The sequence below is a fragment of the Thermococcus nautili genome (assembly GCF_000585495.1).
Lineage (GTDB): Archaea > Methanobacteriota_B > Thermococci > Thermococcales > Thermococcaceae > Thermococcus > Thermococcus nautili.
Window position 1 is genome coordinate 876,380 of record NZ_CP007264.1, and the last position, 18,956, is coordinate 895,335.

Here is an 18,956-nt window from a genome sequence, read left to right on the forward strand (position 1 = left end):
AAGGCTCAGATGTTTCCGATTCGCTGGAGGACCATTCCCTCTATTCTTATCGGCTCTGTCCTTCTCGCGAGAACTATCGCCTGGTCGAGCCTCGCCTCGTGCTCGGCGTGAATCGTGAAGAGTGGGTCTCCTTCTTTGACCTTCTCACCGACCTTGACGTAGAGCTCCAAGCCGGCTCCCTTGTCCTCAGGAGCTCCAGCGGCCCTCGCGATGGCAGTTATCGCCCTGTTGTCTATCGCGGTGACGTAGCCGCTCGTTGGGGCGGTGAAGGTGTAGGTCTTGTCACCTATCGGAATCTCCTCTGGCTTGATGTTGGGGTCTCCTCCCTGGGCCTCGATGATTTCTTTCATCTTCTCCCACGCCTTTCCGCTTTCAAGGATTTCCCTCGCCATCTTCTTGCCCATTCCAGCCGGAGCAACTCCACCCATCTCGAGCAGGATTCCGGCAAGTCCGGTGGCCTTCTCTATGAGGCTTCCCGGCCCCTTGCCGGTCATCAGAGCCGAGAGGGCTTCCCTGGCTTCGAGCGCCGGGCCGACGGTGTGTCCTATCGGCTGGCCACCGTAGGTTATGGCAACCTCAACATACTGGCCGAGCCTCTTGCCGAGCTCTATGAAGTCCCTCGCGAGGGCCCTCGCCTGCTCGACTGTCTCGACCTTGACGCCCTTTCCGGTTGGAATATCTATGAGGACGTACTGGCTTCCCATGGCGTACTTCTTGGACATTATGCTCGCGAGCATGAGCCCGGTCGGGTCGATGCTGAGGGCGCGCTCGGCCTTGATTGTGATGTCGTCGGCGGGAGCGAGGTTTAAAGCCCCTCCCCAGACGAGGCACGCGCCGACCTTCTCAACTATCCTCTTGATTTCGTCGAGGGAGAAACTAACGTCGGCAAAGACCTCGACGACGTCGGCCGTTCCAGCGGCGCTGGTTATTGCCCTCGAGCTGGTCTTCGGGATTGTTAAACCGGCGGCGGCTACAATCGGAACGACAAGTATGTTGGTCTTGTTACCAGGAACGCCACCGATGCTGTGGACGTCCATTATCGGCTTCCTGTCGATGTCGAGCATGTCGCCGGTTTCGGCCATTGCTATCGTTAAAGCCGCAATCTCGTCCATGTCGAGGCCGTTTATCTCAAGCGATGTAACGAACGCGCTTATCTCGATGTCCCTGAGCTTCCTGTCGACGATGTCCCGTATTATTGCCTCAATCTCGACCTTCCTGAGCTTCGAGCCGTTCATCTTCTTCTTTATGTAGCGGACGCTCTCCGGGGTTCCCGCGGGAATAACCGCGACGGTCTCGCCCTCGGAGAAGCTGTGGAGCTCAAGGACGTCCCTGCTAACTCCAACTTCTCCCCGCTCCACGAGGTTGCTTATGACGACGCTTCCATAGACCGTCTTCTTCCCGGCTTCGAGCTTCACGAGGTCATCCGGGTGGAGCTTGGCCTCCTTGGCGTCCTCCTCGTTTATGAGAACCGAGTACCGGCCGCTGTAGAAGTCGAGAATCCTGACCTTTGCCCTCATTCTTTCACCCCCTGTGAATTTATCTTCTCTGTCAAAGCTTACTTAAATGTTTTCGAGAAGAGCGCGCCAAAAGGTTGTGACGTGAAAAATCCCAATAGTCAGAGACTTGTAGAATCAATCCGAAAGGCTCTCCCCGTACTGAACCTTTGACTGGATAATCGTCTCGAGCTCACCGGTTCTCAGAAGCAGTCTGATGACGTCGTTGGTCACATCCCTGATGGCAGGGGGCAGAACTCCTGAACCGGACAGGTAGTGTTTAATGACCTCCTCAAGGGGGGCGGTGTAGAGCTTTCCATCGAAGACCACAACCTCGTTTTCGGCTATCTCCACGAGTTTGTCTTCATACCCTAACTTGGTCCTCATCGCCCCCCACCTCCAGAATAGGAAGCACAACGGAGGTTTTAAAATTTAACGGCCCAGAAAAGTTTAATAACAGAGGGTAAAAGAAGCTCAGAGGTTCCTGACTTCCTCGTCTATTGACTCTTCGAGGGTCCTCTCCCAGTCGTCAACGTCAAACTGCTCCAGCTCGCCTTCGAGTTCCTCTTTGAGGCTCATAACACGCCTCTTGAGAGCAGTCTTGGTCTCCTCGTCGTAAACGACGTAGTACGGGTTGTTCTTCGCTGAGACGTAGAGGATTGCCAGTATTATGACGAGGATAAAGAGGATTATGACCAGCCCGTAGAGGATGACCTCCGCCATCACTTCTTCCCTCCGAATATGGCTTTGAAGACCCTCTTAATCGGGCTCTCGGGCTCGGGCGGCTGCCACTTGATTCCGGCAAGCTTGGCCGCGAGCTGTTTGATGGCTATGGCAGCAGGACTGGTGGGGTTCTTGATGACGAGCGGGATACCGTAGGCGGAGGCGCGCTTTACCTCCGGGTCCTCAGGAATCATCGCAAGAACCGGAACCTCGAGGATGGCCTCTATTTCCTCCTTGCTGAGTTCGGTCTTCTCGTTGGTGACCCTGTTGAGAACGACGCCGAGCGGAAGGGTTCCAAGCTTCTCGGCAATGAGCTTGGTCTTGAGCGAGTCAGTTATGGCGGAGATTTCCGGGTTGGTAACTATGATGAGCTCCTTACCGATGAGGAGCGCGGTAACAGAGGTCATCTCAAGTCCCGCTGGCGCGTCAATGAGGACGAAGTCTGCCATCTGACCGATTTCCCTCATGAGCTCCCTGAGCCTCTCTGGCTTGGCCTTCTTGACCTTTTCAAGGCTGAGTCCACCGGGGATTACCTTGACTCCGGCCGGTCCCTCGTAGATTGCGTCCTTAAGGTCAGCCTCCCTCGCGAGAACGTCGTGGAGCGTGATTGGTATGTCCTCCATTCCAAGGACGAGGCTGAGGTTTGCCATGGTCAGGTCAGCGTCGAGGAGAATCACTTCCTTGCCGAACTGGGCTAAAGCAACACCCAGGTTTGCCACGGTTGTAGTTTTACCGGTTCCACCCTTTCCGGATGCAAAAACTATTGAACGCCCTTCCAAAGCCGACACCTCCGGTAAAATCATGATAGGCATGTACTAATTTAAGGCCTATGGTGCACTGCGATTATCGCTTATGGAGAAGTGCTTTTAGCTTTTGCGGTGGAAATAAAAAGAAGTAATCGCCAGAAATGTTCATTCGGCTTTCTCTTCCTTCTCTTCCTTCGTCTTAGCGGTGTATGCCCTCGCGGCATCGCCAACTGCCTGGAACAGCTTCAGCATCTCCATCGGGAGCGGTAGAACTATGACGTTGCTCTTGTCGCTGGCAACGTCGCTTATCGTCTGGAGCGTCCTGAGCTGAAGGGCCATCGGGTGCTCGCTGATAATCTCAGCCGCCTCGCGGAGCTTCTCCGCGGCCTGCCTCTCGGCCTCGGCAAGGAGAATCCTTGCCCTCCTCTCCCTCTCGGCCTCGGCCTGCTTGGCCATTGCCCTCTGCATTCCGCTCGGGAGCTCAACGTCCTTTATCTCGACGGTGGTCACCTTGATGCCCCATGGGTCGGTTGCCTCGTCGATAATCTTCTGGAGCTGGAGGTTGAGCTTCTCCCTCTCGCTCAGCAGTTCGTCGAGGTGAGCCTGTCCAATGACGCTCCTCAGCGTCGTCTGAGCAATCTGGCTGGTGGCCATTATGTAGTTGCTGACCTGGGTGACTGCCTTAATCGGGTCAACGACGCGGAAGTAGACGACCGCATTGACCCTGACCGGAACGTTGTCCTTGGTTATGGTCTCCTGAACCGGAACGTCGAGAACCCTCGTACGGAGGTCAACTATGACTGCCTTTTCGAAAATCGGGATTATGAAGAACAGTCCGGGTCCTCTGGCACCAACGACCCTACCGAGACGGAATATGACGGCCCTCTCGTACTCCTTGACGATTTTTATGGCACTTGCCAGTATAATCAAAACAAAAAGCAAAACGATTCCCAAAACGATGGTCCCAATCGCCATCAGCTATCACCCCTAACCTTTTCAACTATGAGAGTCAAACCCCGAACCTCAAGAACCCTAACCCGTTCTCCAACTTTAATCGTTGAACCATCCTTTGATACGGCCTTCCAGAGCTCTCCGCGAACTTTGATTACGCCCTCTGGATTGAGGTCTTCGATGACCTTACCAACTTCCCCTATCAATTCTTCCCTGCCAGTCTCGGGCTTTCTGCGATGAGCCCTAACCACCGCCGCCATTCCGAAGAGGAAGAACAACGCCAGCAGGACTCCTGTAACGATTATTGCCACCCTGAGGGTCTCGAAGGTTGAAGCGCTCACGAGGTAAACACCTCCACCACCTTTGCCAAAGAGTATCAGACCGCCGAGGACGAAGCTAACGAGACCAGCAACTGTGAAGAGTCCGAACGTCGGTGTCAGCGCTTCCGCGATGAAGAAAATCATGCCCAGGATTACCAGCACGAGACCGGCTTCGTTGTAGCCAAAGTAGCCCATTCCAATGACGCCGAGAACGAGCAGAATTGCGCCGAGCGTTTCTGGAACGTGCCAGCCGGGCGTCAGGAAGCCGAAGACAAGGCCGAGCATTCCGACCACAAAGAGGAGGTACGACACAGCCGGATTCGCGAGGAACGTGACTATGCGATAGCTAAGCGATGGATTAAGCTCTCTCACTTCAACGTTCGTGAAATTAAGCGTGACATAGCCTTTCCCAGCAACCGGAACCTTGGTCCGCATGCCGTTGGCCTTCCTGAGAAGGTCGGGGACATCGTTTGCTATGACCTCAATCACATGGGCCTCCAGGGCCTCCTCAGGGGTTAAGCTCAGGTCTTCCAGCACAAACTTCTCCGCGGCGGTGACGTTTCTACCGCTCTCCTCAGCCAGGGAGCGCATGTAGGCGGTGTAGAAATTCCTAATCTTGTCGGGAGCGCGGATTATACTCCCGTTGGAAGCGTAGCCGAGTATCGGCTCGCAGGCTCCTATGCTGGTTGCAGGAGCCATTGCTATCAGATGAGAGCTCATTGCGATGTACGTCCCGGCGGAGGCCGCTATCGCTCCCCTCGGGTAAACGTAGATTATCACGGGAACTGTCGAGTTCTGGATGAGAGAAACGATGCGCATCATCGCGTCGCCCTGGCCGCCTGGCGTGTTGAGCTCTATAATCAGCGCCTCTGCGTTGTTTTCCTCGGCGGTCTTTATGTAGCTCGCGAACTGGTCTGCGGTGTACTGCGTTATCGTGCCCTCTATCTTACCAACGTAGACCACCTTCTTGTCAGCAGATACAAATGGAACCAGCAGCATCGAAACGAAGAGCATTACGAGCAAGGCGCGCTTCATGGCCCTCATCAGAGGAGATACCACTTAAACGTTTAAAACTTTTGCCTGCGGGCGAGAGTTAGGAAAGCCATTTATATGCCCGGCACCAAGGTGAACCATGCTCGCCGAAACCTACAGGAGTTACCGTCTCGCGAAGGGGGATAAGAAAAGGGAACTTGCGAGAAAGCTTGTAATGGAACTCGCAAGGTACTCACACAGAGAGCCCTTCTGGGAAACCGTTCGTGAGCTCGGTCTCAAGCCCGACAGAGTCAAGGAGGTAATGCTCTTCCTCGAGGAGAACGGGGAAATCGAGATAAGGCGCTCCTCCGACGGGAAGAGGCTCTGGGTCCTAACCCTAAGGGATATAAGGCGCAACCCCGTAAGGCTCGACCGATGGTTAGCGTTGAAAAAACCGCAAAGGAAATGATACGCAACGGCACCTGGACCTTCAGGGACGGCACTTTCTACCAGGCCCTGAGGCTGAGCAACGGGAAGACCGGGGTGGTCGCCTACGACGGGGACTTCCGCTTCCCCGAGGGCTGGGGGAGAAGCGAGAGGAGGGAAGCGAAGGAGAAACTGACCTTTATCCTTGGCCTCGACACGGATTTGGACTCATTCTACGCCGAGATAGGCGATTCGCCCTTCACATTCCTCATCGAGGAGTTCTACGGCCTAACTATTCCCGCATCCCCAAGCCCCTATCAGGCCCTCGTCGAGGTGATAGCCCAGCAGCAGGTTAACTACGAATTTGCCCAGCGGACGATTAGGAACCTCGTCAAACTCGCCGGAGAGCCCGTTGGAGAACTCTACGCCTTTCCCACCGCCGAGCGGATTGCAGGGCTGAGCGAGGAAGAGCTAAAGGAGGCCAGACTCGGCTATAGAGCGGGCTACATAAAATCCCTCACGGAGCTCTATTTAAAGGGCGAGCTGAATCTCGAACTCTGGGACCGGGACGTTGGAGAGGCCATCAAATACCTCACGAAGTTCAGAGGAATAGGGAAGTGGAGCGCGGAGCTGTTCCTTGCTTACGGCCTTAGGAAGAACGTCTATCCAGCTGGAGACCTCGGCCTGAGGAGGGGAATAGCGAAGATTTTCGGCAAAAGGCCGAAGGAGGTCAAGGAGAGGGACGTTAGGGAAATCATTGAACCCTACGGAAGGTGGAAGGGGCTTCTGGCCTTTTACATCCTCTGCTACGACAGGAAGACCGAGATGGAGAGGAGGAAGAGATGAGTGATGTAGTAATTATCCTGCCCCGCGAGAAGTTCAAGTCCCTGAAGGGAAGGGACGTTAAGGCCCTAATCGAGGAGAACCTTCCTAAAGTCGAGGAAACCCTCGGGGCCGAGCGGGAGGAGTTCCTTCGGGAGAAAATTGGGAAGCTCGAGGAGAAGCTCCGGGAAATGGAGAACCAGCTCGACGAGCTGAGGGAGTTTTACGAGAAGGCCCTGAGAGACAAGGAGCTAATGATGGCGGAGCGGGACAAGCTGAGAAAGGAGAACGAGGAACTCAGGAGAAGACTGGATGAGAAGGGAAGTTCAGGAAATGTGAACGAATCGTTCACGGAGCGTGAACTAAGATGAAGCTCACAATCAAACCAGACAGGGGCTTCGGGAAGGTTGAGGTCGAGCTCGGCGAGCTCTCGGCCGAGATTGAGAAGCTCGCGGAGCGATACGGCGTCCCTCCAGAGAGGATTATTGAAATCGCACTCATCGGAGAGTTCAAGGAGTCGAAGGGAGAGCTTGAGCAACTCGAGAAGAAAGCTGAGGAGCTTGAAAAGAGAGTCTGGAAGCTCGAAATGGAGTACGCTCCGCTCCGTTACAAAGCCTACGGCCTTAGCGAGGACAACAAAATCCTCGCAATCGAGCTTTCTGGTTTGATAGCGGAGAACAACCAGCTCAGGCGCTTCTTGAGGCTTCCACTTAACCGAAACATTGAGCTGAGAAAGCTTATATCCTACTACCTTCAAGGTTGAAGCGCGGATGATGACAGCGAATTGCACCGAACGCTGTGATGACGAGGACTGGCCCTGACGCCGTCCCGGGCCGGCCGTGAGGAATCCAAGACGGGATGAGCGAAGGCGATGATATACCCTATGAGCGCCGAGCCGGTCCGGGGCGCTAAATTGCCCCAACCTTCTCAAGAACGCGCGGTATCTCAACCGGCTCGAGGGCGCTCTCGACGATGTAGCCCTTCTCCACGAGGATTCTCGAAACGAGCTCCTCCCGCGTGAAGCCGTCCAGTGTTCTGTCGCCGTAGAACATCAGCTCCGGGAGCAGGACAAGGCCGAGGTCAACCTCCGGAAGCTTTTCAACGGTTCTGAGCACGTCCCTGCCCGTGAGCAGGCCGGCAGTTCCTATGTTCCCGCCGAAGAACTCGTTTTTAACCGCCACAACCGGAATCCTCGGGAAGATTCGCCTCAGCTCAGGATAGGCCAGCTCGCCGGTCAGTATGTAGGTCGGCATCCCGGGCTCGATTTCAAAGGGACCCACATCGAGCCGAAACTCGCCGAGGAGGGCCTTAAAGATGGGCGGAATCACGACCTTTATCCCGGTCTCCCTTCCAGCTTCGAGGGCCGTCTCCTTGACGAAGGTTAGCTCGTCCCTCGTTAGGGGCCTAACGTCCCTGTTGTATCTCGTCACCCCAACGGGGAAAAGCCTAACCTCGGCAACGCTCATCGAGGCCAAATCCTCTATTATCTCCCCGATGTCGTCAACGTTGTAGCCCGGAGTGAGGATTATGTCCGCTATAACCCTGAAAGTCTCTGCCACGAGGGGGAGGAGGTCTATAAGTTTACCGGCGAGCGGGCTTCTCATGAGGGCAATCCTCTTTTCCTTCTTTGTCGTGTGGACGGAAATCTGCATCTCGTCGAGGCCCGCTTTCTGGAGGCTCTCAATTCTCTTCTCGTCCAGCCCGACGTTTCCGGCAGTATCGGTAACTCGAATCCATAGCTCGGGATAGTGCTCTCTCACGTAGGCAATCCTTCTCTCGAGCTCCGGGTCGTTCAGGGTGTCGTGGAAGGAAACGCGGTAAATCATCTCGGGTGGATTCTGCCGGAGGTAGCAGAAGAGGCAGTAGCTCCCGCACGGGCCGGCCCTGCTCGACGGAGGAATGACTACCAAATCGTCCCGCTCATCGACGCCATCGAGCTCGTACTTGGTGATTCTCCTCAGCTTGAAGTCCTCGGTGAACTCGTACATGCTCGAAACTCGGGCTGGGTTTTTAAAAGCTTAAGGTGAAAGCTTAGGGGTGGTGGCATGATAATAGCGGTAACCGGAACGCCCGGGGCCGGGAAGACGACGGTTTCGAAGCTTTTGGCTCAAAAGCTCGGCTACGAGTACGTCAGCCTGAGGGACTACGCGATGGAAAAGGGCATCGGCGAGATGAAGGGAGATGAGCTCGAGGTCGAGGTGGACGAGCTGGCCTACAACTTCGAGCGAGACTTCAAGGGGAGGAACGTCGTCGTTGACGGGCATCTCAGCCACTTCCTCAACGCAGACCTCGTGGTTGTGCTGAGGGCACATCCAAAGCTAATCGGCGAGAGGTTAACCAAGAGGGGTTATTCGAGGGAGAAAGTTGGCGAGAACGTTGAAGCCGAGCTCGTTGATGTCATCCTAGTGGAAGCGCTCGAGGAGAACGAGAACGTCGTAGAGGTTGACACGACCGGAAAGACGCCGGAAGAGGTTGTGAACGAGATTTTGGGGCTGATTGAGAAAGGTGTCAGGAGAAGGGTCGGCATCGTGGACTGGAGCGAGGTCTACGACGAGGTGATTCCCTACCTGCGCCTCTGACGCCTCCTCTTTTTCCTCGGTATGAGCTTAACGGGACTGCCACAGTCAGGGCAGACTCCTCCAGGGGGCATCTCGGAAAAGCGCTTCCCACAGCCAATGCAGACGTAGTTCCAGCGGATTACGCGCTTTATCCCGCGCTTTAGGGTCTTGAAGGGAATCCCAAGGGTTCTGGCTATGTTCTGGAGGTTATAGTCGTCGGTGAGGAGAGTGGCTTTAAGCTCGTACGCCAGGGCGAGAACTTCAACGTCAGCCTCGCTGAGCTCGTTGAGCTCACCCGTCCTTCTTGCGGCTTCCATAACTGCTTCAACGCTCTCCTTTGAGGGAACGAGCACCTTAACCTTTCCCGCGCTTATCAGACCCTCAAGGAAGAGCTTCGACTCAGAGTCCTTGACCTCTTCAACGACCTTCGGCGTCGTGAAGCCCTCGACGTCTATCCCCTGGATGAAGATGGCGGCGTCAATTACCTGCATAGTTCAAACTCTGGGAAAGCCTTTTTTAGACTTCCGTCGAAACGCCATTGGTGGGAGCATGAGGGTGGATTTGAACTCCGACCTCGGGGAGAGCTTTGGCCGATACAAGTTAGGCCTCGACGAGGAAGTCATGAACTACATCACGAGCGCCAACGTCGCCACCGGCTGGCACGCCGGCGACCCGCTGGTAATGAGAAAGACAGTCAGGCTCGCGAAGGAGAAGGGGGTTGCAGTCGGCGCGCACCCGGGCTACCCGGATTTGATGGGCTTCGGGAGGAGGTACATGAAGCTCACGCCCGAGGAGGCAAGGAACTACATTCTCTACCAAATTGGAGCGCTCTACGCGTTCACTAAAGCTGAAGGCCTCGAACTCCAGCACGTCAAACCGCACGGGGCACTTTACAACGCCCTCGTTAAAGAGGAAGACCTCGCAAGGGCAGTTATAGAGGGGATGGCCGACTTCGATAAAAAGCTAATTTTTGTAACCCTCTCCGGTTCAAGGCCCGCCCAGATAGCCGAGGAGATGGGCGTTAAGGTTGCCCACGAGGTCTTCGCTGACAGGGCCTATAACCCCGACGGAACGCTCGTCCCGCGCTCGAAGCCTAACGCTGTAATCCACGACAAGGAGGAGATAGCGGAGCGCGTTATCTCGATGGTCAAGGACGGCGGTGTTAGGGCCATAAACGGCGAGTGGATTGAGCTTAAAGCCGATACAATCTGCGTCCACGGCGACAACCCGAAGGCCGTTGAGATAGCGAGGCACATCCGGGAGGTCCTTGAGCGGGAAGGGGTTAAGGTAGTGCCGATGAAAGCGTTCATCAGGTGAGACCATGAACTTCAAACCCCTCGGCGACTCGGCGTTACTCGTCTCCTTCGGAGAGGTCATCGACGAAGAGACAAACGACCGCGTTCACGCCCTCGCTGGGGCGATAGAAAAAGCCAACTTCGAGTGGCTCGTCGAAGTCGTTCCGGCCTACTCTTCCCTCGAGGTAATCTATGACCCCAAGCTCATAGACTTTGAAGGGGTCAAGCGGGCAATCCAGGGGCTTGAGTTCTCGGCCGAGAAGTTCGAGGGAAGGCTCGTTGAGATTCCGGTTCTCTACGGCGGTGAGCACGGCCCGGATTTGGAGTTCGTAGCGGAATACAATGGCCTGACTCCTGAAGAGGTCATCGAAATCCATTCAAAACCGGTTTACCGCGTCTACTTCCTCGGCTTCCTGCCCGGCTTCGCCTATCTGGGTGGAATGGACGAGCGCATAGCGACGCCCCGCCTTGAGAAGCCCAGACTGAAGGTGCCAGCAGGCTCCGTTGGAATAGCCGGAAAGCAGACCGGCATCTACCCCCTCGAAAGCCCCGGGGGCTGGAGGCTCATCGGCAGAACCCCGCTGAGGCTCTTCAACCCATCGAAGGAACCGCCGACGCTCCTTCAGCCCGGCGACAGGGTAAAGTTCGTGCCGATTGATGAAAAGACCATAAAATTTAAATTTGAGGTTTTCAGCAGGTAAGTAGCGTGATAGATATGGAAGAAAATAAAAAGAAAAATACTACTAACACATATCAGGCCCTTGTGATGCTAGGGAATATTAACAGAGAAACAGTCGACAGTGTGTTAAATATCGTTCAACAGAAGTACCCTACTATTGAGCATGTGTTTTTAATTGACACAAGAGATAGCTATAAGGCGAATTTGTTCGAACTAATACATAAAAGATTAGGAAGTCATGTGACGATAACCCATACTGTTTTACCAGAGGACGTGCGCTCTGCATACGAGCGCATAGTCAATGTTATAGAGGCAGCAGTTAAATTGTATCAGAAAGAAAGCATTCTTGTTGATTTGACAAATGGCACAAAGATACATTCATCAGCATTATATGCTATCTCTTCCCTGATTGGTATTGATTCTATGTATCAGCTTGTAAGGAGTTATGAAACTAAAGATGAAATTAAATACGAATTAGAATACAAACAAATTCCGAAATTTGATAAAATTGAAATTTTGCCCAAAGTTGGGTATTTTGAGATAGTATATTATTTATTAGAATTGGAAGAGGTGTTTAAGAATATACCCGAAGCATCATTCATTGAATATGCTTATACTAAAATTAGAGATGGGATACTCGAATATTTTGAAATAAAAACAAAAAATGACAATGATTACCAAAGAAGTCTTGCAGAAACGGTTAAATGGGTAGAAAGGTCCATTAATATTTTGTATGAATTTGTTGAAGAGATAACTAATAAAAAATTCAATGAGAACAACACTACCGGAAAACTAAGAAGGATAAAAACGGAGATTAAGAAAAACAACATTCCAATAAACCATCTAAAGTACCTTAGAGGCATTCCCCACTTACTCGAATTGTTGTGGGAATATCGCCATATCCCGGCACACCAATCAAATATCATGTATAAAATATCCTCACAAGAGGCTATGATTGCAATAGAGGCATCACTAGAGATATTCAGACGCATAAAACAAGATCACGACCTCTTTGAAAAATTTACCTCAGTTGAACTTTAATCTGTCAGAGATGATATGGTATGACGTACATATCGATTGACGGGGATAATATTGGAGCATTATTGGAAAAATTTATTTTACAAAATAAAAAAGAGGACTTAAAAAACATCAGCAAAACTATCTCTCTCTGTTTTCAATCATTTATCTCCAAGTTAGAAAGTGAGGTACTTATCCCTATTGAGGTTATAGTTCTCGGAGGAGATACTATTATAATTGAGGTGAATGAGAGAGAAATAACAACTGCAATAAATGTTATCATTAAACACTTCTCAAACTGTCCGTTTTCAGTGTCTATTGGTATTGGGGCATCTCTCCGAGAGGCATACCTAGCATTAAAATTTGCAAAGGCAACGGGAAAAAACAAGATTGTAATACACAAAGACAGCAAGTTTAAAATATTAGCTGAAAATATCACAAACCATGATTGAACTCCTCCGCGTTCCCTCGTTGCTGACGGTTCAGGACTCCGGTCGGAAAGGATATAGAAAGCTCGGCGTTCCCGTTTCGGGCTACATGGACGATTACTCCGCGAAGATAGCAAACTACATCGTCGGAAACCCCGGCGATGCCTCGCTTTTGGAGTTCCTCCTGAGCGGGCCAGCGATGCGGTTCAACGCCTCTGTAGTCTTCGCCATTGCCGGAGACGTTGATGTCAGACTCAACGGCGTTCCCATCGAGCCATGGACAAGCCATTGGGCGAAAAGGGGAGACGTTCTCGAAGTCGGGACGCTGAGGAGCGGTCTCTATGGCTATATTGCCTTTGCCGGGGGGATAAAGTGCGAGAAGCTCTTGGGCAGTTGCTCGACCTACGCCAAAGCGGGTCTTGGAAGGCCACTAAAGGCCGGCGATAAACTAACCCTCGACTACGCGATACTGACTGGCAAAGAGGGGCGCAGACTTCCTGAGGGGCTGAGACCGGACTACTCGGCTGAGGAGATAAAGGTAGGAGTCGTCCTCGGCCCGGATTTGGAGCACTTTACCGAGAAGGGAATTGAAACGTTCCTCAGTGAGGCCTACACCGTAACGCCGGAATCGGACAGGATGGGCTACCGCCTCGACGGAAAAGAGATAGAGCACTCCGAGAAGGGAGCGGGGATAGTCACTGGCCCGCTCGTCCCCGGAACGGTTCAGGTTCCGGCCAACGGAAAGCCAATCGTGATGATGCGCGACGCTCAAACCACCGGCGGTTACGCGAGGATTGGCGTCGTTGAGAGTGCACATCTGCACCGGCTCGCCCAGCTGAGGCCCGGTTTTAAGGTGCACTTTAGGGAGACGAGCGTCGAAGATGCCAGAAACGAGCTCCTGAAGAAGGAGAAAACGCTTGAGGCGATAAGGCTTTTCCTTGACGGGAGAATGAGGGCCTACAGAATAAAAACCGAAAAAGCGGAGACGATAGCATTCGCGGGGGAGTAATCACTCCTTCTTGCGCATTACCTTGGCAATCTTGTAGGTCTTTCCGTCGCACTCGATTTCTCCCGTTATCTCAATGATTTTCACGTGGTCGCCTTCAAAGAGGCCCTCCGGCTTGAAGAGGTCCCTCTTCTTGGGGTCACTGCACTCCTCGAACTTCAGCTGGATTATCGAGCCGACTATGGCCAACCTTGGCTCTATCGCCACCTCGACGCTCGGCTCGACGACTTCAACAACCCTAACCTTGCCCTCGTGCAGTGGACAGGAGTGCGACGGCATGCTCCTCACGCGCAGAATCTTGTACCTCCTGCCCGGTTCAAGGTTTCCGACGCAGACTCCAGCCAGCTTGCAGGTTTTGCACGGCTCGGCCGGTCCGTAGAATATGAACTCAACACCCGGTTTCGCAAGCTTTTCACCGACTAACGTGATTATGGCCATTCCAAACACCTCCTGAAGTTGTGAGAGATGATAGTCAGATAACTCCGGTGATTTTAGCGGCTTTCTCGGCCGCTTCGCGGGTGAGGCCGTCCTTTCCAAGGATTGTGTAGCGCTCGGGCCTTATCGTGTGGGCGATAGTTAGGGCCTCGATTATAATTTCCGGCTCGATTCCGAGCTCGTATGCTGTAGTTGGTGCCCCAACCCTCTTTAAGGTTTCCCTAACGCGCTCCCACTTCATGCCGTGAAGGTAGGCCATTATAATCGTCCCGAGTCCCGTCTGCTCGCCGTGCAGAGCGGGTTTGTCGAGGAGCATGTCAAGGGCGTGGCTGAAGAGGTGCTCCGCACCGCTCGCGGGTCTTGAAGAGCCGGCTATGCTCATCGCGACGCCCGTGGAGATTAGGGCCTTTATAACTTTCCTAACGCTCTCCTCGTTGCCGAGCCGTATTATGTCGGCGTTCCTCATGACCATCTTGGCGCTCATTAGACTGAGCGAGGCCGCATACTCGCTGTAGTACTCTCCCCGAATCCTGTGGGCCAACTGCCAGTCCTTTACGGCCGTCAGGTTGCTTATCGTATCGCCAACCCCCGCCGCGAGGTAGCGGTAGGGTGCGGTTTTGATGACCTTGACGTCCGCTATGACCGCTATCGGCGGGACGGCCTTGACTGAAGTTTTAGCACCCAAATCTCTTATCGAGGCGTTGGCGCTCGCTATGCCGTCGTGGGAGGCCGTAGTTGGGAAGCTGATGAAGGGAACGCCCGTTTTGAAGGAGGCGAGCTTGGCGACGTCTATTATGCTTCCCCCTCCCACCGCTATGACCCAGTCGGCGCTCTCGTCCTTTATCAGGTCTATCGTCCTCTCAACTTCCTCCATCGTCGCGCCCTTTCTGACGGTGAGCGAAACAACTTCGTACTCGGATTTAAGGCTATCCTCAACATCTTTACCCGCTATCCCCTTCGTTCTCGGCCCGTAGAGTATGAGGGCCTTCTCGCCGAGGCCCAGCCGTCTCGCAACGTTCACAACTTCCCCTTTAAGGTCCTCGCCCAGCAAAACCTCGCGGGGAAGCTGCATCAGGTGAAGTCCCTTCATTCTCCCACCCCTAACCTCTCGGAAGGAAAAGCTTTAAGGCTATCGGAACAACCGTCTATGGCGACCTTAAAAAGTCCAGAGACTTCCTGAGTCCCTTTGGAGACCCAGCGTGGCTTGCTCAAGGGTTCAATTTTGGTCTTCCACATAAGGAAATATTTAAATAATATTTCCTCCCATAAAAGACCATGATTGACAAAGATTTAACCCTCCAGTACCTGGCGGACTTCCAAGAGAAAAAGCTCCCAGAAACCGTCGAGCGCGAATTGAGAGTTCCCCTAAAGAGCGGGCAAATCATAACCCTAATCGGGCCGCGGCGGAGCGGAAAAACCTTCTACTTCTACCAGCTCATTAAAGAACTCCCGCGCGAGGACGTTCTCTACATAGACTTCGAGCATCCCATCTTCGAGGGATTTGAGTCAAGGGACATCATGGACGTCCTTAAACTCCATCGTGAGGCCTTTGGCGAGCCGGCTTACGTCTTTCTCGACGAGGTTCAGGCTGTCAAGGGCTGGGAGCGAATGGTCAGGTATCTCCACGACGAGGGGTATTCAGTTTTCGTAACCGGCTCCTCCTCAAAGCTCCTCTCCATGGAGATAGCCTCAAGGCTGAGGGGAAGAACGCTGACCTACACGATGCTCCCCTTCTCGTTTCGGGAGTTCCTGAGGGCGAGGGAATACCGTGTGAGACGACCCCTGAGCTCAAAGCGGGAAGCTGAGCTTAAGGCCCTGCTCAGAGAGTACCTCGAGTGGGGGGGCTTTCCAAGGGTCGTCCTTGAGGATAACGAGATGATTAGGGAGAAGCTCCTCGAAGAGTACCTCGACATGGTTCTCTACAAGGACGTCGTGGAGCGCTACGGCGTTAGAAACCTCCACGTGATGAAGCTCCTCCTCCGCTCGCTGATGCGTTCCTTCGCCAAGGAGTTCAGCGTTCACGCCTTCTACAATGCCCTCAAGTCCCAGGGGATAAAGGTCAGCAAGGGAGTCCTCTACGAGTACCTCAGCTATCTTGAGGATTCAATGAGCGTCTTCCTGGTGAAGAAGTTCAGCTACTCCCTAAAAACCTCGGAGCTTTCGATTCCAAAGGTTTACCCAGTTGACGCCGGCTTTCCACGGCTTTTCTCATTTACACCCGACACGGGCAGGCTCATGGAGCTCGCGGTGTTCCTTGAGCTGAAGAGACGGGAAGTGGAGGTTTACCACTACAAGAACCGGGGGGAGGTTGACTTCGTGGTAGCTAAGAGAGGCCAGCCCGTCGAGCTGATTCAGGTCACGTACGCGCTGGACTCTGGAGACGTAAGGCCGAGGGAAGTCGAGGCCCTGAAGTCCGCCGGCAGAAAGCTGGGCGTGGAGAGCCTAACGGTGATAACGTGGGACTACAGAGACGAGAAAGATGGAATCCGCTTCGTTCCGCTCTGGTGCTTCCTCACGGAAAAGCTTTAAGGCCATCGGAACAACCGTCTATGGTGGTCGAATGGGACTCTACGAGTTTTTTTACCGCTATTTCGTTGAACCCATAAAGTACAATCAGGGTTACAACGTCGTGAACACCCTCGTTTACGCCTTAATCCTCGGCGTCGCCGTTCTGCTCCTGTATAAGATGCTCAAGAGGATGAGGGTAAAGGTGGACGAGCGCTTCTTCGTGGCTCTCATGCCCTACATAATCCTCGGCCCGCTGATGAGGAGCATGACCGACATAGGCCTGCTCCCGAGGACATACTTAACAGTCAGCCCCGGTGGTTACTTCGTCATAGCGGGCTTCGCGATAGCGTCCCTCTTCGCCGTCTGGAGACATCTCGGGCCGGACGACAGGCTCTACCCCATATATCGCGACTTTGGGTGGGTTCTCGTCGCGGGCCTGCTCTTCATAATGGTAATTAACTGGGACAGGGTGTCCGTCAGATGGGACTACTTCAAGTACTTCCTCCCAAGCCTTCTCGTTGCGGAATCCTTCATCTGGCTCCTCTCAAGGAAGTTCGAGCTCGTGAGAAACAACAAGATACTATTCTACACCCACTTCTATGACGCGACGACCACCTTCGTTGGAATCCAGTTCTTCGGCTTCTGGGAACAGCACGTTCTCGCGAGGACGCTGATGAACCTGTTTGGAACGCCTGCCGTCATGTACCTTGAGAAGCTGGTTATAATCACGCTCGTGATTTACGTTCTCGACAGGCTGATGACCGATGAGGACCCCGAGCTTATAAACTTCGTCAAGCTGACGGTCTTCATCCTCGGATTCGGCCCGGGAACGAGGAACCTGCTCATAACGTTATTGAGGTGATTCGTATGGAGTTCGCCTGGAACGAGATTGCACTCAACATGGCAAAGGATTTGGAGAAAACGATAATGCCCCTCTTCGGCACGAAGAAGGCCGGTGAAAACGTTGGAACGAACGTGAGCGGTGACGTGACGAAATACGTTGACAAGGTCGCGGAGGACCTGATTATAAGGCACCTCAAACCGCTCGGCGTCAACATAGTGAGCGAGGAAGTTGGGGAGATAGATGTCGGGAGCGACTACACAGTTGTCGTTGACCCCCTCGACGGCTCCTATAACTTCTCGATGGGAATCCCGATATTCGCCTTCAGCTTCGCCGTCTTCAGGAGGAAGGAACCAGTTTACGGGGCAATCTACGAGTTCTTCCCGAAGGCCTTCTACGAGGCGATTCCGGGTGAGGGGGCTTACCTCAACGGAAGGCGGATTCACGTCAACGAGCCCGAGCCGGGGAAGGAGGCGATAAGCTTCTACACGCGCGGAAGATGCCTCGGACTCGTGAAGAGGGTTAAACGGGTCCGCGTTCTCGGAGCGATAGCGGTAGAGATGGCTTACACCGCCAAGGGCTCGCTCGACGGGGTCTTTGACATAAGGAACTACGTGAGGCCGACGGACATAGCGGCCGGAGTTATGCTCGTCAGGGAAGCCGGTGGACTGGTGACCGATGAGAATGGAAAGCCCCTTGAGTTCGAGCTGAAGGCTGAGGTGAACACCAACGTTATCGCAGTCGCGAACGAGAGAATACTCAAAATAATCCTGGAGGAGCTGGAGAATGAGCCTTGAGCGCTACTTCAATCGCTACGGGAAGGCAACCTTCACGCTCTTTCTCATAAACGTCGCCGTCTATGTGGTTGAGGCCATCCTGAGCAGGAACCCGATAAGCATCAGCGGGAACGTCTTAGCGACCCTCGGCCAGTGGAACTACGCTGTTCTGCACCTCGGGGCCTGGTGGCAACCCTTCACGGCGATGTTCGTCCACGTGAACATAATCCACATCTTCTTCAACACCTACTTCCTCCTCGTCATGGGAAGCCAGCTTGAGAGAATACTCGGGCCCAAGCGGGTCGCCATGATTTACATAGTCTCAGGCTTAGCCGGAAACCTCCTGACGCTGTTCCTCATGCCCCCCAACGTCGTCAGTGCGGGCGCGAGCGGGGCGCTCTTCGGTATCGCGGGGGCGTTGATAACAATCACCGGCGTCGTCGGAGGGAACATGCAGGGGGCCCTTATGAACGCCTTCGTGCTGTTCCTAATCAACAGCTTCCTGCCGAGGGTTAACGCCTACGCCCACCTCGGCGGACTTCTCGCCGGAATCCTCATAGGCTACTACTACGGCAAGGCCATAAAGAGGAAGCTAACGTGGGCCTACGCGTACGACTACTATTAGCGAAAGATTTAAAAACGCCCGCCGGAAGGTATAGGTCGAGCGCTCGGGCAGTGCCGGGGTAGCTTAGCCTGGTCAGAGCGCTCGGCTCATAGGGCCGCTCCCCCTCGGGGGAGCCTGAGAAACCGAGAGGTCCGGGGTTCAAAGCCCCGCCCCGGCACCACAGAAACTTTGCTGGGCAAAGTTTCATCAAAGTTAGTAGCTCCTTTTGGAAAGTGATATTTCGGGTGATTTTTTTCTTCAGTTGGCCGTTTTGAGTGTGAGAACTTCTCGAATTGCTCTTTTACTGCGGGTTTACCTTTAAATCGACGCCCGAAGGGCGTCAGAGAAGAATAAAC

General features: G+C 53.7%; 24 protein-coding genes and 1 tRNA gene. 15 read left to right on the forward strand and 10 right to left on the reverse strand.

Annotation, left to right across the window (positions count from 1 at the left end):
* Nucleotides 1-5: 5 nt before the first annotated feature.
* The 6 genes from BD01_RS04830 to BD01_RS04855 form a co-directional block, all read right to left on the reverse strand.
* Entirely contained in the window at nt 6-1,517 is a 1,512-nt protein-coding gene (locus tag BD01_RS04830) for an AMP phosphorylase (RefSeq protein WP_042690675.1), read from the reverse strand.
* 114 nt (nt 1,518-1,631) lie between these two features.
* Nucleotides 1,632-1,880 carry a hypothetical protein gene (locus BD01_RS04835; RefSeq protein ID WP_042690676.1) on the reverse strand — a complete coding sequence of 83 codons (249 nt, stop codon included), beginning with the start codon at nt 1,878-1,880 and terminating at the stop codon, nt 1,632-1,634.
* Nucleotides 1,881-1,967: 87 nt separating this feature from the next.
* Nucleotides 1,968-2,216, reverse strand: a complete 249-nt coding sequence (locus BD01_RS04840; protein WP_206205054.1) for a hypothetical protein — start codon at nt 2,214-2,216, stop codon at nt 1,968-1,970.
* On the reverse strand, nt 2,216-2,995 hold the full coding sequence (gene minD / locus BD01_RS04845; protein WP_042690680.1) for a cell division ATPase MinD: 780 nt from the start codon (nt 2,993-2,995) through the stop codon (nt 2,216-2,218). Before minD ends, BD01_RS04840 begins: the two co-directional genes overlap by 1 nt.
* 132 nt (nt 2,996-3,127) lie before the next feature.
* Nucleotides 3,128-3,937 carry a slipin family protein gene (locus BD01_RS04850; RefSeq protein ID WP_042690681.1) on the reverse strand — a complete coding sequence of 270 codons (810 nt, stop codon included), beginning with the start codon at nt 3,935-3,937 and terminating at the stop codon, nt 3,128-3,130.
* The gene (locus BD01_RS04855; protein ID WP_042690683.1) at nt 3,937-5,277 is read right to left on the reverse strand and encodes an NfeD family protein; all 1,341 of its coding nucleotides are present in this window, start codon (nt 5,275-5,277) and stop codon (nt 3,937-3,939) included. Before BD01_RS04855 ends, BD01_RS04850 begins: the two co-directional genes overlap by 1 nt.
* Before the next feature lie 88 nt (nt 5,278-5,365).
* Between BD01_RS04855 and BD01_RS04860 the strand changes: the two genes are divergently transcribed.
* The 4 genes from BD01_RS04860 to BD01_RS04875 are packed head-to-tail and all read left to right on the forward strand — an operon-like array spanning nt 5,366 to nt 7,216.
* On the forward strand, nt 5,366-5,674 hold the full coding sequence (locus BD01_RS04860) for a hypothetical protein (RefSeq protein WP_042690684.1): 309 nt from the start codon (nt 5,366-5,368) through the stop codon (nt 5,672-5,674).
* Entirely contained in the window at nt 5,641-6,477 is an 837-nt protein-coding gene (locus tag BD01_RS04865) for a DNA-3-methyladenine glycosylase family protein (RefSeq protein ID WP_042690685.1), read from the forward strand. Before BD01_RS04860 ends, BD01_RS04865 begins: the two co-directional genes overlap by 34 nt.
* The gene (locus BD01_RS04870; RefSeq protein ID WP_042690686.1) at nt 6,474-6,824 is read left to right on the forward strand and encodes a hypothetical protein; all 351 of its coding nucleotides are present in this window, start codon (nt 6,474-6,476) and stop codon (nt 6,822-6,824) included. The genes BD01_RS04865 and BD01_RS04870 overlap by 4 nt, the downstream gene beginning before the upstream one ends.
* A complete protein-coding gene (locus BD01_RS04875; RefSeq protein WP_042690687.1) occupies nt 6,821-7,216 on the forward strand; it encodes a hypothetical protein in 396 nt (131 codons plus the stop codon). Before BD01_RS04870 ends, BD01_RS04875 begins: the two co-directional genes overlap by 4 nt.
* A 145-nt stretch (nt 7,217-7,361) precedes the next feature.
* Here BD01_RS04875 and BD01_RS04880 read toward each other — a convergent pair whose 3' ends face one another.
* Nucleotides 7,362-8,441 carry a DUF512 domain-containing protein gene (locus tag BD01_RS04880; RefSeq protein ID WP_042690688.1) on the reverse strand — a complete coding sequence of 360 codons (1,080 nt, stop codon included), beginning with the start codon at nt 8,439-8,441 and terminating at the stop codon, nt 7,362-7,364.
* 57 nt (nt 8,442-8,498) lie between these two features.
* Here BD01_RS04880 and BD01_RS04885 point away from each other — a divergent pair, with 57 nt between their 5' ends.
* Nucleotides 8,499-9,032, forward strand: a complete 534-nt coding sequence (locus BD01_RS04885; protein ID WP_042690689.1) for an adenylate kinase family protein — start codon at nt 8,499-8,501, stop codon at nt 9,030-9,032.
* Here BD01_RS04885 and BD01_RS04890 read toward each other — a convergent pair.
* Nucleotides 9,017-9,502: a type II toxin-antitoxin system VapC family toxin gene (locus BD01_RS04890; protein ID WP_042690690.1), complete on the reverse strand. Its 486-nt coding sequence runs from the start codon at nt 9,500-9,502 to the stop codon at nt 9,017-9,019. The two genes, BD01_RS04885 and BD01_RS04890, sit on opposite strands and share 16 nt — an antisense overlap.
* 58 nt (nt 9,503-9,560) lie before the next feature.
* On the opposite strand from BD01_RS04890, the gene BD01_RS04895 reads away from it, so the two are divergent.
* Genes BD01_RS04895 through BD01_RS04915 form a run of 5 tightly spaced genes read left to right on the forward strand, consistent with a single transcriptional unit; the run spans nt 9,561 to nt 13,439 of the window.
* A complete protein-coding gene (locus tag BD01_RS04895) occupies nt 9,561-10,328 on the forward strand; it encodes a LamB/YcsF family protein (protein WP_042690691.1) in 768 nt (255 codons plus the stop codon).
* A 4-nt stretch (nt 10,329-10,332) separates the two neighbouring features.
* Complete coding sequence (gene pxpB, locus BD01_RS04900) at nt 10,333-11,007, forward strand: 5-oxoprolinase subunit PxpB (protein WP_042690692.1); 675 nt, start codon at nt 10,333-10,335, stop codon at nt 11,005-11,007.
* 5 nt (nt 11,008-11,012) lie between these two features.
* Nucleotides 11,013-12,026 (forward strand): hypothetical protein, encoded by a 1,014-nt coding sequence (locus tag BD01_RS04905; protein ID WP_156927385.1) that lies wholly within the window; start codon nt 11,013-11,015, stop codon nt 12,024-12,026.
* A gap of 20 nt (nt 12,027-12,046) precedes the next feature.
* Complete coding sequence (locus BD01_RS04910; RefSeq protein WP_042690694.1) at nt 12,047-12,454, forward strand: mCpol domain-containing protein; 408 nt, start codon at nt 12,047-12,049, stop codon at nt 12,452-12,454.
* Nucleotides 12,447-13,439 (forward strand): 5-oxoprolinase subunit C family protein, encoded by a 993-nt coding sequence (locus BD01_RS04915; protein ID WP_042690695.1) that lies wholly within the window; start codon nt 12,447-12,449, stop codon nt 13,437-13,439. Before BD01_RS04910 ends, BD01_RS04915 begins: the two co-directional genes overlap by 8 nt.
* Here the strand turns inward: BD01_RS04915 and BD01_RS04920 are convergent, their stop codons facing one another.
* Nucleotides 13,440-13,874, reverse strand: coding sequence for a UPF0179 family protein (locus BD01_RS04920; RefSeq protein ID WP_042690696.1), 435 nt, complete (start codon nt 13,872-13,874; stop codon nt 13,440-13,442).
* Nucleotides 13,875-13,908: 34 nt separating this feature from the next.
* Nucleotides 13,909-14,961: an NAD(P)-dependent glycerol-1-phosphate dehydrogenase gene (locus tag BD01_RS04925; protein ID WP_042690697.1), complete on the reverse strand. Its 1,053-nt coding sequence runs from the start codon at nt 14,959-14,961 to the stop codon at nt 13,909-13,911.
* Between the two features lie 185 nt (nt 14,962-15,146).
* Here BD01_RS04925 and BD01_RS04930 point away from each other — a divergent pair, with 185 nt between their 5' ends.
* From BD01_RS04930 to BD01_RS04950, 5 genes are all read left to right on the forward strand, one after another.
* Nucleotides 15,147-16,400 (forward strand): ATP-binding protein, encoded by a 1,254-nt coding sequence (locus tag BD01_RS04930; RefSeq protein WP_042690698.1) that lies wholly within the window; start codon nt 15,147-15,149, stop codon nt 16,398-16,400.
* Nucleotides 16,401-16,431: 31 nt separating this feature from the next.
* A complete protein-coding gene (locus BD01_RS04935; protein ID WP_042690699.1) occupies nt 16,432-17,241 on the forward strand; it encodes a DUF63 family protein in 810 nt (269 codons plus the stop codon).
* Nucleotides 17,242-17,246: 5 nt separating this feature from the next.
* Entirely contained in the window at nt 17,247-18,017 is a 771-nt protein-coding gene (locus BD01_RS04940) for a bifunctional fructose-bisphosphatase/inositol-phosphate phosphatase (RefSeq protein WP_042690700.1), read from the forward strand.
* A complete protein-coding gene (locus tag BD01_RS04945; RefSeq protein WP_042690701.1) occupies nt 18,007-18,621 on the forward strand; it encodes a rhomboid family intramembrane serine protease in 615 nt (204 codons plus the stop codon). The genes BD01_RS04940 and BD01_RS04945 overlap by 11 nt, the downstream gene beginning before the upstream one ends.
* A 52-nt stretch (nt 18,622-18,673) precedes the next feature.
* Nucleotides 18,674-18,781 (forward strand) — tRNA-Met (locus BD01_RS04950).
* The last annotated feature ends 175 nt before the right edge of the window (nt 18,782-18,956 follow it).

Excerpts from the sequence above, each read along its gene's own strand:
- BD01_RS04880 (WP_042690688.1), bottom strand. The coding sequence starts at position 8,441 with ATGTACGAGTTCACCGAGGACTTCAAGCTGAGGAGAATCACCAAGTAC.
- BD01_RS04875 (WP_042690687.1), top strand. The coding sequence starts at position 6,821 with ATGAAGCTCACAATCAAACCAGACAGGGGCTTCGGGAAGGTTGAGGTC.
- BD01_RS04930 (WP_042690698.1), top strand. The coding sequence starts at position 15,147 with ATGATTGACAAAGATTTAACCCTCCAGTACCTGGCGGACTTCCAAGAG.
- BD01_RS04860 (WP_042690684.1), top strand. The coding sequence starts at position 5,366 with ATGCTCGCCGAAACCTACAGGAGTTACCGTCTCGCGAAGGGGGATAAG.
- BD01_RS04910 (WP_042690694.1), top strand. The coding sequence starts at position 12,047 with ATGACGTACATATCGATTGACGGGGATAATATTGGAGCATTATTGGAA.
- BD01_RS04885 (WP_042690689.1), top strand. The coding sequence starts at position 8,499 with ATGATAATAGCGGTAACCGGAACGCCCGGGGCCGGGAAGACGACGGTT.
- BD01_RS04940 (WP_042690700.1), top strand. The coding sequence starts at position 17,247 with ATGGAGTTCGCCTGGAACGAGATTGCACTCAACATGGCAAAGGATTTG.
- BD01_RS04920 (WP_042690696.1), bottom strand. The coding sequence starts at position 13,874 with ATGGCCATAATCACGTTAGTCGGTGAAAAGCTTGCGAAACCGGGTGTT.
- BD01_RS04835 (WP_042690676.1), bottom strand. The coding sequence starts at position 1,880 with ATGAGGACCAAGTTAGGGTATGAAGACAAACTCGTGGAGATAGCCGAA.
- BD01_RS04935 (WP_042690699.1), top strand. The coding sequence starts at position 16,432 with ATGGGACTCTACGAGTTTTTTTACCGCTATTTCGTTGAACCCATAAAG.
- BD01_RS04840 (WP_206205054.1), bottom strand. The coding sequence starts at position 2,216 with ATGGCGGAGGTCATCCTCTACGGGCTGGTCATAATCCTCTTTATCCTC.
- BD01_RS04865 (WP_042690685.1), top strand. The coding sequence starts at position 5,641 with ATGGTTAGCGTTGAAAAAACCGCAAAGGAAATGATACGCAACGGCACC.
- BD01_RS04945 (WP_042690701.1), top strand. The coding sequence starts at position 18,007 with ATGAGCCTTGAGCGCTACTTCAATCGCTACGGGAAGGCAACCTTCACG.
- BD01_RS04925 (WP_042690697.1), bottom strand. The coding sequence starts at position 14,961 with ATGAAGGGACTTCACCTGATGCAGCTTCCCCGCGAGGTTTTGCTGGGC.
- BD01_RS04870 (WP_042690686.1), top strand. The coding sequence starts at position 6,474 with ATGAGTGATGTAGTAATTATCCTGCCCCGCGAGAAGTTCAAGTCCCTG.
- BD01_RS04855 (WP_042690683.1), bottom strand. The coding sequence starts at position 5,277 with ATGAGGGCCATGAAGCGCGCCTTGCTCGTAATGCTCTTCGTTTCGATG.
- BD01_RS04915 (WP_042690695.1), top strand. The coding sequence starts at position 12,447 with ATGATTGAACTCCTCCGCGTTCCCTCGTTGCTGACGGTTCAGGACTCC.
- BD01_RS04850 (WP_042690681.1), bottom strand. The coding sequence starts at position 3,937 with ATGGCGATTGGGACCATCGTTTTGGGAATCGTTTTGCTTTTTGTTTTG.
- pxpB (WP_042690692.1), top strand. The coding sequence starts at position 10,333 with ATGAACTTCAAACCCCTCGGCGACTCGGCGTTACTCGTCTCCTTCGGA.
- BD01_RS04895 (WP_042690691.1), top strand. The coding sequence starts at position 9,561 with ATGAGGGTGGATTTGAACTCCGACCTCGGGGAGAGCTTTGGCCGATAC.
- BD01_RS04890 (WP_042690690.1), bottom strand. The coding sequence starts at position 9,502 with ATGCAGGTAATTGACGCCGCCATCTTCATCCAGGGGATAGACGTCGAG.
- BD01_RS04830 (WP_042690675.1), bottom strand. The coding sequence starts at position 1,517 with ATGAGGGCAAAGGTCAGGATTCTCGACTTCTACAGCGGCCGGTACTCG.